Genomic DNA, 13,913 nt, shown 5'->3' with positions numbered 1-13,913 from the left:
TATGTCAGCGGATTTACCGACGGAGTCGTACGACGTGGTCGTCGTGGGCGGCGGTCCCGCCGGCCAGACCGCGGCTTTGTACAGCACCCGATTAGGTCACCGGACCGCTTTGGTCGACCGCGGCGGCGGTCGCGCAGCGATGATGCAGGAGGTCCACAACCTGATCGGCACGCGAGAGGAGACGAGCGGGAACGAGCTGCTCGGGGTCGGGAAGGAACAGCTAGAAGAGTACGGCTGCGACCTCCACCGCGACGTGATCGCGTCGTGTAATCGGGCAGGCGACGACGACGACCGCATCGCGCTAGAGGGGAACAGTGCGGTGTACGAGACCGACGCCGTCGTCCTCGCGACGGGCTTCAACGACGTGCGCCCCGATCCGCCGCTGCCGCGGACGGGACGCGGGCTCCACTACTGCCTGCACTGCGACGCGCACATGTTCGTCGACAAGCCGGTGTACGTGATGGGGCACGCCGAGAGCACCGCTCACGTCGCCGGGATCATGCTCAACTTCACCGACGACGTCGACATCCTCACGCGAGGCCACGAGCCGGAGTGGAGCGACGACACCGCCACGATGCTCGACGACCACCCGATCGACGTGATTCACGCGGACGTCTCCGGCGTCCAGAACGGCGAGGACGGCTGGCTGAAGGCGCTGGAGTTCGAGGACGGGACGACCCGCGAGTACAAGGGCGGGTTCGCGATGTACGGCTCCGAGTACAACAACGGGCTCGCCCGCGAGCTAGGCTGCGACCTCAACGACGACGGGACCGTCGACGTCGGCGACCACGGCGAGACGTCGGTCGACGGCGTCTACGCGGTCGGCGACGTGACGCCGGGCCACAATCAGCTCCCGATCGCGCTCGCCGACGGCGCGAAGGCGGGCATCTCGATCCACTTCGCGCTCCGGGAGTTCCCGCGGACCCCAGAGGCGCTGCGGGAGGCCGGCCCCGTTCGCGACGAGGAGGTCCCGGGAATTCCGGACGAGCTGCTCGAACAGGCGGTCGACTTCCACACGTACGGCGACGAGTAGGACCGATCAGCGGTCGGTACTGTCGCCGTCTCCCACCCGCGCGGCGTATTCCCCCACCAGCCGCGCGTACGCCTCGGCGTTCCGCGCGAGCGCGTCGACGGTCGTGTACTCGTCGACCGCGTGGGCGGTGTCCGTTCCGAAGCCGAACTCCACGGTCGGAATGCCGTCGTGGCGCAGGTCCTTCGCGTCGCCGCCGCCGGTCGCGCTCCGACGGTAGATCCGCTCGTCGACGGCGGCCCCCGCCGCGGCCGCGCTCGCCTCGACCAGCGGCGAGTCGATCGGCTCGTAGCTCCCGCGACTCCACGAGGCGTCCGCGACAGATATCCCCTCGATCCCGCCGAGACAGCGCCGGATCGATCCGAGCGCGTCACGAGTCTCGACGGTCGCGGTCAGCCGCACGTCGACCTCCGCCCGCGCCGACGCCGGGACGGCGTTGACCGCGCTCCCGCCCTCGATCACGCCGAGGTTGACCGTCGGGTACCGGAACAGATCGCGGACGGTCTCGGCGTCGAGTTCCCCCTCGTGGAAGCCGACCGACTCCTCGACGATCGGCCCCATCTCCGGGGCGACGTCCAGCTCACGCGTCCCGAATTCCTGTTTCAGTCGGCCGACCGCGGCCGTCAGTCGGTCGATTGCGTTGACGCCGAGCATCGGTCGCGAGCCGTGTGCGGCCTCGCCGGTCGCCTCTAGCGTCAGCCAAATAGCGCCGCGGTCCGCGATCGACACCGCGAAGCGACCGTTCCGGGAGATCGTCTCCCCGATGACGCAGGCGTCGGGAGCGAACTCGATCGCCTCCCTGACGCTCGGGAGGCCGGCGTCGCCGCCGGTCTCCTCGTCGCTCACGAACGCGAACCGTAGGTCGACCGGCGGCGCCGCGTCGGACTCCGCGTACGCGAGCGCGACCTGGAGCATCGCGGCGACGGCCCCCTTCATGTCCGTCGCGCCGCGGCCGTAGAGCCGGTCGCCCTCGCGCTCGCCGAGCGGGTCGCGCGACCACTCGGTCCCGTCGAACGGGACCGTGTCGACGTGGCCGACGAAACACAGCGTCCGGTCCGACGCTCCGGGCAGCGTCGCGACGAGATTGGGCTTCTCCGGGTCGACCGCAATCCGCTCGAAGTCGACACCCGCCGTCTCCAGCCGCGACGCGATCCACGAGACCGCCGTCGCGGTGTGACCCGGCGGGTTGGCCGTGTCGTGGCTCAGAAGGGTCTCTGCGGTCGAGACGAGGTTCGTCCGGTTCTCGGCGAGGAATCGCTCGACCGAGTCCGGGAGGCGTTGCTGCGTCATCGCCTCACGGCACCTCTCCGTCCATCGACCCGCGGTACCAGCGCCCCGTCTCGGTCCCGCACTCTGCGCAGCGGGTGACGACAGCCTCGCGACCCGACGCCGCGCCGTCGGCGCCCGGTTCGGTGACGCGGTCGAACTCGCTGTCCCGCTCGGCGTCGCAGTCGGGACAGTACCGGAGCCGCGGCATCTCGCCGTACTCTAGGGGGGCGCCGAGCGCGAGCGCACGGACCGGCTCGTCGCCGCGGTTCCAGCCGCGCTGGAGTTCGCCGCGGTCGAACCGCACGATCTCGTTTTTCCCCACCTCGACCGGCCCCTCCTCGGTCTCGAACGTCGCGGTGCCGGAGATGACGTAGAACGCCTCCTCTTGGACCTCGTGGCTGTGGTACGCGAACGCGAAGCTGTCGCCCGGTTCGAGCTCGTAGTAGTTCACGGCCATGTCCGTCAGCCCGAGCGCGTCAGTGAGCGGTCGCATCACCGCGGCCGGCTGAAGCGAGTTCTCCACGTCGTCGACGCGGACGCGTTTCATACCCGCCAGTGCGCGGCCAGTCGAATAAGCGACGCGGCGCTGTGCGGTGGCGGCCCCAACCCGCGGACGACCGAGTTATGTCTAGCGAGCGCCAGTCGCCGACGTGAACGTCCGACGAGTCCTTCCCCGAGACGCGATTCCGAGCGTCGACGAGCCTCGGTTCAGCGGCGCGTACGACGGAGACGCCAACGACGCGGTCATCGCCGTGACCGACGCAGATCCGCCGCGCGCGTATCCGGTGCGGTACCTCCAGTTCCACGAGATCGTCAACGACGCCCTTGACGGCGCGTCCGGCAGCATTCCGATCGCCGTGACGTGGTGTCCCCTCTGCGGGAGCGCGGTCCTATACGACCGGAGCCACGCGGGGCGGACGCTCGAGTTCGGGGTCTCCGGGAAGCTCGCGGACGACGACCTCGTGATGTACGATCGAGAGACCGGCAGCGAGTGGAAGCAGTCCACCGGCGAGTGTATCGACGGTGCGTTCGAGGGCGACTCGCTGTCCGTCCGCCCGGCGGCAATGCTCTCTGCCCGAGAGTTCCGCGAGTCGTACCCGGACGGCGTCGTCCTCGACCCGCCGGGGGGAGAGAGCGAGGCCGCGAGCGACGACAATGAGCCCGCCCCGATCGACTACGCCGAGTCGCCGTACGAGGCGTACGCCGCGGGCGAGGGGTTCGGGCTCGCAGCACACCGCGGCGCGGCCGACACTCGGGAGTGGGACGGACCCGCGGACCTCGACCCCAAAACCGTCGTTGTCGGCGTCGAGTTCGACGAGGACGCGGTCGGCTTCGCCTTTTCGCGGGTGCGGGCGGCCGGCGGCGTCGCGCGGACGACGGTCGGCCACCGGGATGTCGTCGCCTTCGCGACGGACGACGGTATTCACGCGTACGCGGACCCCGGTCACGAATTCGAGATGACCGACGCCGGCGTTGTCAGCGACGGGACGACGTGGAATCCACACACAGGCGCCGCGACGGACGGGCGCCGGCTCGACTGGGTTCCGGCGCGACGACTGTACGCGTTCACTTGGCTGGACGACCACGGTCCAGACGCGTTCCACCGACCCGACTCGCTCGACTGAGCCGCCGGTCTTCGCCGAGCCGACTCCCTCGGCCGAGCCGACCGTTCACCGCCGACGCCCCTCCGCGCCCACGCCCCCGTACTCGACGCCGGTGAGGTCGGCGACGTCCCGTTTCCACGTCGTCAGGTCGCGGCGCTCGAACTCGGTCAGCGCGTCGTGGCCGCAGGCGCGGGCCATCACCTTCATCAGCTTCACCGTCGCGGCGAAGTAGTTCGCGAGCCCCTCGGCGGCCGAGTCGACCACGAGCCGGTCGCGAAGTCCCTCCTTCTGCGTCGCGATCCCGACCGGGCAGTTGTTCGAGTCGCAGGCGCGCATCCCGAGACAGCCGATCGCCTGCATCGCGGCGTTCGCGACCGCGACGCCGTCGGCGCCGAGCGCCAGCGCCTTGATGAAGTCCGACTCGGTGCGAAGCCCTCCGGTCGCGATCAGCGTCACGTCGTCGGCGCCGCGGGCGTCGAGGTGGCGACGCGCCCGGGGGATCGCCGCGATCGTCGGCACCGAGATGTTGTCTTTGAACACGTCCGGCGCGGCGCCCGTCCCCCCGCCGCGGCCGTCTAAGATCAGGTAGTCCGCCCCGGCCTCCAGCGCAAAATCGATGTCGTCCTCGATGTGCTGGGCGGAGAGCTTGAACCCGACCGGGATGCCGCCGCCGACCTCGCGGACGCGGTCGGCCATCGCCGCGAAGTCGTCTGGGGCTTCTAAGTCGTCGAACCGCGCGGGGCTGACGGCGTCGGTGCCCGGTTCGAGGTCCCGGACCTCCGCGATCTTCCCCTGGACCTTCTCGCCCGGGAGGTGGCCGCCGGTGCCGGTCTTGGCGCCCTGGCCCGCCTTGAAGTGGAACGCCTGGACGTCAGCGACCTTCTCGATGTCCCAGCCGAACTTCCCGGTGGCGTACTCGTAGAAGTACCGCGAATTAACCGCCTGCTCCTCGGGGAGCATGCCCCCCTCGCCGGAGCAGACCCCCGTCCCGGCCGCGTCCGCGCCCTTCGAGATCGCGACCTTCGCCTCCTCGCTCAACGCGCCGAAGCTCATGTCGCTGACGAACACCGGGATCTCCAGTTCGAGCGGGTTCTCGGCGTTCGGGCCGATCACGAGCCCGGAATCGACCGGCGCCTCGTCGTCGAGGGGCGTCCGGTCGAGCTGGGCGGTGAGGATCTGGAGGTCGTCCCAGCTCGGCAGCTCCGTCCGCGGGACGCCCATCGCGGAGACGCTCCCGTGCTCGCCGATCCCTTCCGGACCCTCGCGGGCGAGCGTCTGGATGTAGTGGGTGTGCGGCTCGGTCTCGACCTCCGGTTCGCCGTAGAACTCGGGGTTCACCGCGGCGTCCACGTCGTCTGCCTCGTCGGCGTTCTCCGGTAGGTCGTACGGCTCCGGGTGGTCGTCGGCCCACTCGGCGACCGCCGCCGCGTCGACGTACACCGCCTCCTCGCCGTCGCCGTCGGCTTCGATCCATGCCGGGAACTTCTCTAACCGCTCCGAGTTGTCGTACTCGCTCACGCCGGTGTCGTACCGGTAGTCCCAGCCGTGGACCCCGCAGATGAGGTCCTCGCCTTCGACGTGGCCGTCGCCGAGGAGCACGCCGCGGTGGAGACACCGGCCGTACAGCACCGACACCTCGTCGTCGTACCGGACCACGACGAGGTCGACGCCGGCCGCCCGGGCGTGCGTCGGCTCCCGGTCTCCGAGGTCGCTCCACGTCGCGACCCGCTCGGGGTCGCGTGCGCTCTCGGCGCTCATCGGCCCGTTCGCCGTCTCGTCGGTTCGGGTCGCTCTCTCCTCGCCTCTAGCCCCGCGTCCGCGTCCGTCAGTTCAGCCGCGTCACCGGTCGCTGGCGTCATTGATAAACGGACACACTACACCGAACCGTATAACGCTCCGGTGAGTCCGAGGTAACCCGCGTGAACCGACGGGCCGTTCTACTCGGCGTCCGTCCGCGACAACGGGACGGCGAATTCGTCGCCGAACGGGTTGTCGTACTCAATATCGAGGCGGTCGTACACCATCGCCGGAATCGAGAGGTCGACGAGTAGGAGGTCACCGCCGACGGCCGCGAGCCCGGTCTTCGGCAGCGCGAGCGTGACCGTGCGGTCCGGTTCGACCGCGACCCCGGGCGCCTCTCCGGTCGTCGCGTTTGTGCCGGAGGGGACGTCGAGCGACACGATCGTCTCCGCCGCGCCGTCGACGGCCTCGATCAGTTCCGCCGCGGCGCCGCGGGGCGCCCCGGTCAGTCCGTAGCCGATCAGCGCGTCGACGACGAGACCGTCGAGCGCCGCGTCGATGTCTGCGTCGGCGTCGACCCATTCGATCGGTACGTCCATCGCTTTCAGTATTCGTAGCTGTTCCGCGGTGACGCCGTCGACTCCGGTCGGCGCGCGGTCGAGAACGACCCGGACGGGGCGGTCCCGGTTCGCCAGATGTCGAGCACACGCCAGTCCGCCGCCGCCGTTTCCGCCGTTGCCGGCGAGCACCGTGACGGGGAGATCGGTCGGTCGAGCGGCGAGAACGGCGTCGACGAGCCCTCGACCGGCGTGTTCCATCATCCGGGGGAGGTCGAGGCCGATCTCCTCCACGGCGACCCGGTCGACGTCCCGCATCTCTGCGACCGTGACCGCCGTGACGGGCCGATCGTCGGGAGCGACGAAGGCAGACGCGTCCATACGTCGTCGTTCGAGGCAGGATTCAAAAAACGGAGGTCGTCCGGGAGGTGTGATGTCCCTTCGGCGCCTTAGAACGTGATGATCTCGTAGTCGTCGTCGACGAGCGAGCGGATGCTCGGGTGGCCGTCGTACTCGTCGAGCGTGACGAGCCCGGAGTCGGCCACGGCGTCCTCGACGCCGAACGCCCCGGAACAGTAGTCACAGACCGCCGCGTCGTCGCGGACCGCCTGGTAGAGCTCGTGGTAGTCGCTCTCCTCGTCTTCCAGTTCCGGGATCCACTGGGTCCCGGCGCCGTCGAAGATCAGTTCCAGCTCGTCGTCGTCGTTCTCGGCGAACTCCTTGGCCGCTTCGAGCGCGTTCGCGAGGCGACCGTAGTCGGAGTGCGATTCGTTGCCGGCGAGAATCACGATTGCTGCTTTTGCCATCGTACGCCCTTATATAACACACTCGTACAAAACCCGTCCGCGGGTGTGTATCCGGAACGCCATCTCGACACGCGATAGCCTGTCAGGCTCGTCGGGGCGCGCTACGGGCAGTCCGCTTCGCTGAACGACCGCGGCGCAGCTCCTTGGTCAGCGAACCGCGTCGCGCCATCGCTGAGGGAGACGAGAGCGGCGACACCCCCGTAGCCGTGCGTCGCATCGTGGCCACGAACGACAACGCAGTCGACGTCGGCCGGGACACCGACGGTCTCGGACCGCGTGAACGGTTGCTCGGAGTGCGCGTGGAGCAGCTCTCGGCGGCCGAGCCGTGACCCGTCGAGCCGCTCGACCTGCCACCAGTTCGCGTACCCCTCTTCGCCCTCGTCGTCGTGATGGAGCGTCACGTCGAGCGCGTAGCCGCCGCCCGTCGCCTCGAACGCGACATCGACGACGTTCGCCTCTTCGAGGTCGAGGTCGTCGGTAGCCGGCGGTTCCGATTCGGATCCGACGCTCGCGCCGCCGTCGGCGTCGCTCTCGGTGTTGTTCCCGGACCGGGTGTCGGATTCGGAACCGGTGTCGCTCTCGGCGCAGCCGGCCAGCGCTATCGCGCCGCCGCTCGACAGACCCGCTAAGAACCGGCGCCGAAGGAGGTGACCGCGGTCGCTCATACCGGGATCTCGGTGGAGAGCGACAAAACCCCTCGGCCGCCCGGAAAGCCGCCGTGGTCGGGCGCAGCGTCGCCGTGACGGTTAGCCGTGGTGGTGATGGTCGTGGTCGCCGCGGGAGAACTGGCCGGAAAAGGCGCGATCGACGACTTCTGAGAGCGCGGGATGGATGTGGACCGCGTCGCGGATGTCCGCCACGGTCCCCGAGCCGGCGGTCATCGCGACGACGACCTCCTCGATCAGGTTCGACGCCTCGGGACCGATTACGTGACACCCCTCGATGTTGCCGTCCAGGTCGATGAGTACCTTCACGAAGCCCTCGGCGCCCATCGCGCTCCCGCGGGCCGTCTCGTCGTACGCGTACGTGTTGGTGGCGTACTCGACGTCGGCCTCGCGGAGGTCTTGCTCGCGCGCGCCGACGCCGGCCACTTCGGGCGAGGCGAACACCGCGAACGGCATCGCCGAGTAGTCGACCGGCTCCGGCTCGTCGCCGAGGAGGTTCCGGATCACGGCCTTCGCCTCGTGGTTCGCGCTGTGTTTCAACAGGTACTCGCCGACCACGTCGCCGAGCGCCCACACGCCCTCGGCGTCGGTCCGCAGGTACTCGTCGGTCTCGACGAAGCCGTCCGCGTCGGTCGCGACGCCCGTCGCCTCGAGGTTCAGCGAGTCGGTGTTCGGGCGGCGGCCCGCCGCGACGAGCAGTTCGTCGCCGGTGACGGTCACCGCGTCGGCCTCGTCGGGCGCGCCGACCGGCTCGCCGCCCGCGCGGACCGAGTCCGCCTCCGGGTACGGGCGGGCCTCGACCGTCACCTCGCCGCCCGCTTCCTCGGCTGCGACGGCCTCGTAGCCCGTGTACACGTCGAACCGGTCGGCGTAGCGGTCGGTGAACGCCTCCCCGACCTGCGCGTCGGCCTCCGGCAGCAGGTGCTCGCGCCGGCCGACGATCGTCACGTCGGTGCCGAACGTCTCGAAGAAGTGACCGAGCTCGGCCGCGATATACCCGCCGCCGACGATCACGAGGCGGTCCGGGGGTGATTCGAGACGCAGCGCCTCCGTGCTCGTGAGGTAGTCCACGCCGTCGATCCCGTCGATCGGGGGAATCGACGGGCGCGTGCCGGTCGCGACGAGGACGGTGTCGGCCCGCAGCGTGGCGCCCGCGTCGTCGCCGTCGACGATCTCGACCGTGCGGTCGTCGACGAACCGCCCGGTCCCCGAGAACAGGTCGTGGCTGTTCGAGGACTCCAACCCGCGACGGATCGACTCCGAGCTCCCCGAAACGTCCTCGTTCACCTTCCGGACGATCTCCGCGAAGTCGACGTCGGTCACCTCGGCGTCGATCTCGAACGCGTCCGCGCCCTCGATCGTCTCCATCACGTCGGCGTGGTACAGCAGGTGTTTCGAAGGGATACACCCGCGGTTGAGACACGTCCCGCCGAGCCGCCCCTCCTCGACGACCGCGACCGAGTTCCCCCGGCCGGCCATCGCGTTCGCCACGTCCAGTCCCGACCCCGACCCGATCACGAGGAAGTCGAACTCCTGCATGTCCCGGTCGACGGGACCCGCGGTCATCAAGTCCCGTCCGCCGTGGCACGCGCCGCACACGACCGCGGGGCAGGCCAGCGGGAGAGGCGGGGCGGCGGGTTCGCGGTTCCGAGCCGTTCGGCGACGGGATATCACCGCTCCGGCCTCGGCGATCGACCACGTCCGAAAACGACCCCGCCCGAGGCCGCGCGGGCCGGGCCGACCGCCCGACTGTGTTTTCGTCCCGCACGCGCAGCGGTCATTTATGACCGCTCGCCGCGTCGCGGCGGTATGACGCTCGCGCTCTCGGTCGAACTGGCGGCGGCGATCGCCGTCGTCGTCGCGGTCGCGGGCGCCGTCAACGGGGTCGCGGGGTTCGGCTTCGCCGTCGTCGGGACGATGGTGCTCGCCGCGACGCTCGATCCCGCGACCGCCGTCGCGTTCATGATCGTCCCGATGTTCGCCGTGAACGTCGCGCTCGTGGGCGACCTCACCCGCGAGGAGCTGCGAACGTGTGGAACTCGGTTCGCACCCCTGCTCGTCGCCGCGCTCGTCGGAACGGTCGTCGGGATGGCGCTCCTCGACCGGATCCCGGGCGCCCCGCTCCGGGTCCTGCTCGGGCTCGTCTCGCTCGGGTTCGTCGCGGCGAATCAGCGTCTCTTCGCTCTCCCGTCCCTCCCGGTCGTGAGCGACCCGGATGTCGCCGAGACGCCGCTCGTCATGGCGACCGTCGGCGCCGTCTCCGGCGTCCTGTTCGGCGCGACGAACGTCGGGGTCCAGCTCGTCGCGTACGTGCGGAGCTTCGACCTCTCGCACGGGCTGTTCGTCGGCGTCGTCGCGCTCGTGTTCGTCGGCATCAACGGCCTGCGAGTCGGCGCTGCCGCGGCACTGGGGCTGTACCCGGATCTCGGGCTCGTCCTCGCGTCGGTCGCCGCCGCGGTCCCCGCCGTGGCCGGCGTCGCGGTCGGAAAACGCCTCCGCGAGCGCGTGAGCGAACGCCTCCGGCGCGGGGTCGTCCTGGGGCTGTTGACGGTCATCGGCGTCCGGCTGATCCTCGGCGGCGCGGGAGTCCTCTGACCGCCGGTAGCGATACCGCGCCTTCCATCCCCTCACCGATCAAGCCGCCAGCGGATCGCGACGGCCGCGACGAACACGGCCGCGAACGTGACGCCGCCCGAGATCAACGCGCCGCGAGCGCTGGACGCGCCCGTGGTGAGGACGGTCGCGGAGGCGCCGCCCCCGGCGAGGAGCGCACCGCCCGCGACCCCGCCGAACCCGATACAACAGAGGCTCAAGAGGCCGACGACCGACAGCGACTCCAGCAGGCCGTCGTCGCTCATCGGCCTTCCTCCTCGGTCCGGAACGCGTCGAGCGCGAGCGACCAGTCGTACTCGCGGTAGCGTATCCGTGAGACCGCGTCGGGGTCGATCGCGTCGTGCTCGCGGAGGAGCGCGCGGATGCCCGACCGTCCGCCGAAGTCGCCGCGGTACCACAGGAGGAGGCGCGGCACGCGGGCGGTCCCCTCCTCGACGACCGTCTCGCTTCGCAGATACGAGCCGGCGGCGCGGTCGAGCTGGTCGTCTACGTCGGTCGCGTCGTACGCGGCGACCGCGGGACAGGAGGCCGCGCCGCAGTTGAGCGCGAAGTGGACGCGCGCGTCGGGGTCGGCGACCCGGTGCCGCCGGACGAACGCCGAGGGGAAGGGATTCGGGACGTAGCCCAGCCCGTACTTCCACTGCGAGCCGCGGAGAATCCCGTGTTCTATCTGATCGAGGCTCAGCTCAGTCCCGGCGACGGTGACGATCGGCTCGCCGAAGAGCCGACGAAGCTCCTCGAAGCGGTCCGGGTCAGCGAGCAGCGCGGCCCCCGTCGCGGCGTTGTAGACGTTGAGCCAGAACGCGATCCGCTCGTCGGGTGCGAGCGCGTCCAGTTCGTCGGGCGAGGCGTCCGCGATCCGGTTTCTGACGGTATCGAGCGCGGGCCCGCGGTCGTCGGGAGTTCGGACCGCGCGGAGGAACCGCTGCGAGTCCGCGACGAGAGCGGGGGCGGCGGCGGACGCAGAGTCGGAGTCGTCAGGTGGCGACCGGTCGGAGTCCGGTGCGGGCGTCGACTCTGGAGCGACCATGAACGGACATCGATCACCCCGTGCGAATAGGTGACGCGGTCTGGTGCGCGAGGCGCCAGACCGACCCGGCGTTATGCCGTGGCCTCGTCTACCCCGTCCATGAGCGACTCTCTCGGTCGTCCCGGACCCGATCGGTGATCAAGGTTCGATCGGCCGCCCCGGATCGATCTTCGTCGCGACGTACGCGAGGCTGGCGAGGAGCAGCGCGATCCCGATCGGTAACAGCCAGACGAACGCCGTCAGGACGACGGCGGTCGCCTGGACGCCGACCGCGAGCAGCACGACCGGGCCGCAACAGACCGTCCCGGAGAGGAGGGCGGGAACGGACGCGAGCAGGCCCGAAACGGCTCCGATCCCGCATTCCGCGGGCCGCCGAACCGCGAGATACGTCGTCCCGAGGTTGATCCCGACGAGCCCGGCGACGACGGCGCCGATCGCGACGTCGACCGGTGAGAGCAGTAGCCGAACGACGCCGGTGTCGACCGTGGCGATCGCGCCGAACGACGCCGGCCCGGTCCGGGCGAACAGGCGACCGAGCGGGTCGTCGATCACGAGTACGCCGGGAGCGACCCCCGTGCGAAGGGACAGATCGCCCGTCGCCCAGAGGTACGCCAGCAGGTAGCCGACCGTCACGGCGGCGACGACCGCCGCGCTATCGCGGCGGCCGAGAGCCAGTCGCACCGCCCCGTCGACGTCCCCGAGGACACCGGAAACCGTCGCACGTGCGCCGCGAGCGGTCATCGGTGGAGGTCGGTCATGGGGTAGTAGCCGTACCAAGCGAACCACATGGCGTCGAAGGCGATCTCCCGCTCGAACGGCAGCGAGTCGGGAGCGTGAACGGAACCGTCGACGACGACGTCTCCGTCCTCCCACGAGAGCGTCGCGGTTTCGAGGTCGGCACCGTCGGTCCCGTCGCTCTCGGCGCCGTCTCTGGCCCGGTACACGTACCCGGTGTCGAGCGATCCGTCGTAGACGGCCGCGTGGCGGACGGCGTCGAGGTCGAACTCGATGATCCGCTCTTCGCGGAGCGTCTCCTTGCGGACGGCGACGGCGCCGTTCGCCGACCGCATCCCGATCACGACGGTCTTCGGGGCGAGCCGGTCGTCCTCCGCGAGCGGCGGAAACAGGAGGGAGCCATCGGCGTAGTACCCGCTCCGGGGGTTGTACCCGCCGTACGGATCGCTCCCGTAATTCCGGGCGAATCCGGTGTCGTCGGTGAGCACGACCGTCTCGGGGTGAGCCGACCGCCACCGCTCCCAGGTCGTCCAGACGACCCGGAACTCCTTCAGGTGGTCTCCGGGGTCGTCGCCGGTGATCCGCGTCGCGAGCATCTGCGGCCACCGGGCCCCCGTCGCCCGGTCGAACATGACGAGGTTCGCGTTGATCAGCTGTCCCGAGACCCCGAACGTCGTCTCCCCGCGGTGGAAGCCCTGTGCGGTGCCGGTGAGCGGACAGTACGTCACGGAGACGGGCGTCCCGGCGATAACGTCGTTGGCGATCTCGTGCCACACGAGGACGGACTGCGGGTACGCCTTCGCCTCGCCGTCGAGGACGACGCCGAACACCGGATCGCCGTCGTCGAGCAACGCCGGCGGGTCCGTCGCCTCGGCGAACTGCGGGTCCTCGATCGCGGGAATGCCGTCGGGCGGCGGCCCGCCGGACCGGCTCGCCGCCGCGAGCTCCTCGGCGGTGTACGCCGCCGGGAGCGACCGCTCGACCGTCGGTGGCCCCTCGGCAACCGAACCGGTCGATCCGTCGGAGCCGCCGTCGATCGACCCCGATTCGGCGCCGGCGTCGGAGGAGCCGAGACACCCCGAAACCGACGACATCCCGACCCCGAGGGCGCCGAGGAGGGACCGTCTGCCAATCTGTACCATACAATGAGTCGGGGTCAACGGATGTTAACAGCGTTCAGATCGTGCGTCGAGAGCGCACAGGCGGTTCGACCGAACCGAGAACGTGCTCGACCGGCGAGCGGCGATCGATCCGCTATCGACGATGGCTCCCGACACCTGGTCTCGGATCGTCTGCCGATCCGGAAGCGGCGGCGGCGCCGAGAGCGCGCCGACGAGTCCGCCCCGGAGGAGGTGACCGACGAGCGAGCCGAGACGAGGGTCGGGAGCGGCGTCGCGGATCCGACGAAACTCGTCGACGACGGCGTTCTCCACGACGGTCTCGCCGACCTCGTCTCACGCCTCGCTCTCGGGCTTCGGGACGTCGATCTGCGGACCGGCGATCGGGACGGCCGTGGTGTCGGCGTCGATTTCGAGTTCGCTCACAGTTACATGTAGTAGCCTAGTACGAGTGGGTATGTGACGGTGCGGCGTGGACGCTCACGACGGGCGAAAGTGACGACGGTCGCCGGCTCCGGCGCGTCGAAACCCGCCGTCTCCACGCGTTTGCGTGGCAGGACGACCACGGGGCCCGTTCGTTCCACTCGTCGTGAATACGCCGTTGCGAGCGGTGCGACGGACGAACCCCGGGACGAGCAGTCGAGACGAGACGTGGTCGCACGCTCCCAGGCGCACGACGAGATCGGATATATGACCCGTTGATTTCGCATCGATCTCCGGACGGAGTGCCGTTCGATAGAGAGCGA

The 13,913-nt window shown here is 70.1% G+C and carries 15 protein-coding genes; 4 read left to right on the top strand and 11 right to left on the bottom strand.

The window, feature by feature from the left end; translation table 11 throughout:
* Position 1: 1 nt before the first annotated feature.
* The gene (locus EXE42_RS03350) at positions 2 to 1,033 is read left to right on the top strand and encodes an NAD(P)/FAD-dependent oxidoreductase (RefSeq protein ID WP_092923431.1); all 1,032 of its coding nucleotides are present in this window, start codon (positions 2 to 4) and stop codon (positions 1,031 to 1,033) included.
* Positions 1,034 to 1,039: 6 nt separating this feature from the next.
* Here EXE42_RS03350 and EXE42_RS03345 read toward each other — a convergent pair whose 3' ends face one another.
* Complete coding sequence (locus EXE42_RS03345) at positions 1,040 to 2,320, bottom strand: M20 family metallopeptidase (RefSeq protein WP_137705889.1); 1,281 nt, start codon at positions 2,318 to 2,320, stop codon at positions 1,040 to 1,042.
* A gap of 4 nt (positions 2,321 to 2,324) precedes the next feature.
* Positions 2,325 to 2,846: a cupin domain-containing protein gene (locus EXE42_RS03340; protein ID WP_092923423.1), complete on the bottom strand. Its 522-nt coding sequence runs from the start codon at positions 2,844 to 2,846 to the stop codon at positions 2,325 to 2,327.
* 103 nt (positions 2,847 to 2,949) lie between these two features.
* Between EXE42_RS03340 and EXE42_RS03335 the strand changes: the two genes are divergently transcribed.
* On the top strand, positions 2,950 to 3,924 hold the full coding sequence (locus tag EXE42_RS03335) for a DUF3179 domain-containing (seleno)protein (RefSeq protein ID WP_092923420.1): 975 nt from the start codon (positions 2,950 to 2,952) through the stop codon (positions 3,922 to 3,924).
* 45 nt (positions 3,925 to 3,969) lie between these two features.
* Here EXE42_RS03335 and EXE42_RS03330 read toward each other — a convergent pair whose 3' ends face one another.
* The 5 genes from EXE42_RS03330 to EXE42_RS03310 form a co-directional block, all read right to left on the bottom strand.
* Positions 3,970 to 5,661: a glutamate synthase-related protein gene (locus tag EXE42_RS03330; RefSeq protein WP_137705888.1), complete on the bottom strand. Its 1,692-nt coding sequence runs from the start codon at positions 5,659 to 5,661 to the stop codon at positions 3,970 to 3,972.
* A gap of 179 nt (positions 5,662 to 5,840) precedes the next feature.
* A complete protein-coding gene (locus EXE42_RS03325) occupies positions 5,841 to 6,581 on the bottom strand; it encodes an NAD(P)H-hydrate epimerase (protein WP_137694756.1) in 741 nt (246 codons plus the stop codon).
* A gap of 68 nt (positions 6,582 to 6,649) precedes the next feature.
* Positions 6,650 to 7,006 carry a DsrE family protein gene (locus EXE42_RS03320; protein ID WP_137705887.1) on the bottom strand — a complete coding sequence of 119 codons (357 nt, stop codon included), beginning with the start codon at positions 7,004 to 7,006 and terminating at the stop codon, positions 6,650 to 6,652.
* Between the two features lie 101 nt (positions 7,007 to 7,107).
* On the bottom strand, positions 7,108 to 7,671 hold the full coding sequence (locus tag EXE42_RS03315) for a hypothetical protein (protein WP_137705886.1): 564 nt from the start codon (positions 7,669 to 7,671) through the stop codon (positions 7,108 to 7,110).
* An 81-nt stretch (positions 7,672 to 7,752) separates the two neighbouring features.
* Entirely contained in the window at positions 7,753 to 9,210 is a 1,458-nt protein-coding gene (locus tag EXE42_RS03310) for a dihydrolipoyl dehydrogenase (RefSeq protein ID WP_137705935.1), read from the bottom strand.
* A 270-nt stretch (positions 9,211 to 9,480) separates the two neighbouring features.
* On the opposite strand from EXE42_RS03310, the gene EXE42_RS03305 reads away from it, so the two are divergent.
* A complete protein-coding gene (locus tag EXE42_RS03305) occupies positions 9,481 to 10,266 on the top strand; it encodes a TSUP family transporter (RefSeq protein WP_092923405.1) in 786 nt (261 codons plus the stop codon).
* A 32-nt stretch (positions 10,267 to 10,298) separates the two neighbouring features.
* Here the strand turns inward: EXE42_RS03305 and EXE42_RS03300 are convergent, their stop codons facing one another.
* The 4 genes from EXE42_RS03300 to EXE42_RS03285 form a co-directional block, all read right to left on the bottom strand.
* Positions 10,299 to 10,529, bottom strand: coding sequence for a hypothetical protein (locus EXE42_RS03300; protein ID WP_092923402.1), 231 nt, complete (start codon positions 10,527 to 10,529; stop codon positions 10,299 to 10,301).
* The gene (locus EXE42_RS03295; protein WP_137705885.1) at positions 10,526 to 11,314 is read right to left on the bottom strand and encodes a DUF547 domain-containing protein; all 789 of its coding nucleotides are present in this window, start codon (positions 11,312 to 11,314) and stop codon (positions 10,526 to 10,528) included. Before EXE42_RS03295 ends, EXE42_RS03300 begins: the two co-directional genes overlap by 4 nt.
* Before the next feature lie 138 nt (positions 11,315 to 11,452).
* Positions 11,453 to 12,055, bottom strand: a complete 603-nt coding sequence (locus EXE42_RS03290; RefSeq protein WP_137705884.1) for a hypothetical protein — start codon at positions 12,053 to 12,055, stop codon at positions 11,453 to 11,455.
* Positions 12,052 to 13,191: a DUF3179 domain-containing protein gene (locus EXE42_RS03285; protein WP_137705883.1), complete on the bottom strand. Its 1,140-nt coding sequence runs from the start codon at positions 13,189 to 13,191 to the stop codon at positions 12,052 to 12,054. Before EXE42_RS03285 ends, EXE42_RS03290 begins: the two co-directional genes overlap by 4 nt.
* 210 nt (positions 13,192 to 13,401) lie before the next feature.
* On the opposite strand from EXE42_RS03285, the gene EXE42_RS03280 reads away from it, so the two are divergent.
* Positions 13,402 to 13,605, top strand: a complete 204-nt coding sequence (locus EXE42_RS03280; RefSeq protein WP_137705882.1) for a hypothetical protein — start codon at positions 13,402 to 13,404, stop codon at positions 13,603 to 13,605.
* Positions 13,606 to 13,913 lie beyond the last annotated feature (308 nt).

The organism is Halorubrum sp. SP3 (assembly GCF_005435195.1).
GTDB lineage: Archaea > Halobacteriota > Halobacteria > Halobacteriales > Haloferacaceae > Halorubrum > Halorubrum sodomense.
The sequence above is the reverse complement of the archived record's forward strand: the minus strand, read 5'-3'. Positions and strand labels throughout refer to the sequence as shown.

Bases quoted from the DNA above. Each gene is read 5' to 3' on its own strand.
- EXE42_RS03310 (WP_137705935.1), bottom strand. From the start codon at position 9,210: ATGCAGGAGTTCGACTTCCTCGTGATCGGGTCGGGGTCGGGACTGGAC.
- EXE42_RS03295 (WP_137705885.1), bottom strand. From the start codon at position 11,314: ATGGTCGCTCCAGAGTCGACGCCCGCACCGGACTCCGACCGGTCGCCA.
- EXE42_RS03340 (WP_092923423.1), bottom strand. From the start codon at position 2,846: ATGAAACGCGTCCGCGTCGACGACGTGGAGAACTCGCTTCAGCCGGCC.
- EXE42_RS03300 (WP_092923402.1), bottom strand. From the start codon at position 10,529: ATGAGCGACGACGGCCTGCTGGAGTCGCTGTCGGTCGTCGGCCTCTTG.
- EXE42_RS03285 (WP_137705883.1), bottom strand. From the start codon at position 13,191: ATGGTACAGATTGGCAGACGGTCCCTCCTCGGCGCCCTCGGGGTCGGG.
- EXE42_RS03315 (WP_137705886.1), bottom strand. From the start codon at position 7,671: ATGAGCGACCGCGGTCACCTCCTTCGGCGCCGGTTCTTAGCGGGTCTG.
- EXE42_RS03350 (WP_092923431.1), top strand. From the start codon at position 2: ATGTCAGCGGATTTACCGACGGAGTCGTACGACGTGGTCGTCGTGGGC.
- EXE42_RS03330 (WP_137705888.1), bottom strand. From the start codon at position 5,661: ATGAGCGCCGAGAGCGCACGCGACCCCGAGCGGGTCGCGACGTGGAGC.
- EXE42_RS03305 (WP_092923405.1), top strand. From the start codon at position 9,481: ATGACGCTCGCGCTCTCGGTCGAACTGGCGGCGGCGATCGCCGTCGTC.
- EXE42_RS03345 (WP_137705889.1), bottom strand. From the start codon at position 2,320: ATGACGCAGCAACGCCTCCCGGACTCGGTCGAGCGATTCCTCGCCGAG.
- EXE42_RS03325 (WP_137694756.1), bottom strand. From the start codon at position 6,581: ATGGACGCGTCTGCCTTCGTCGCTCCCGACGATCGGCCCGTCACGGCG.
- EXE42_RS03320 (WP_137705887.1), bottom strand. From the start codon at position 7,006: ATGGCAAAAGCAGCAATCGTGATTCTCGCCGGCAACGAATCGCACTCC.
- EXE42_RS03290 (WP_137705884.1), bottom strand. From the start codon at position 12,055: ATGACCGCTCGCGGCGCACGTGCGACGGTTTCCGGTGTCCTCGGGGAC.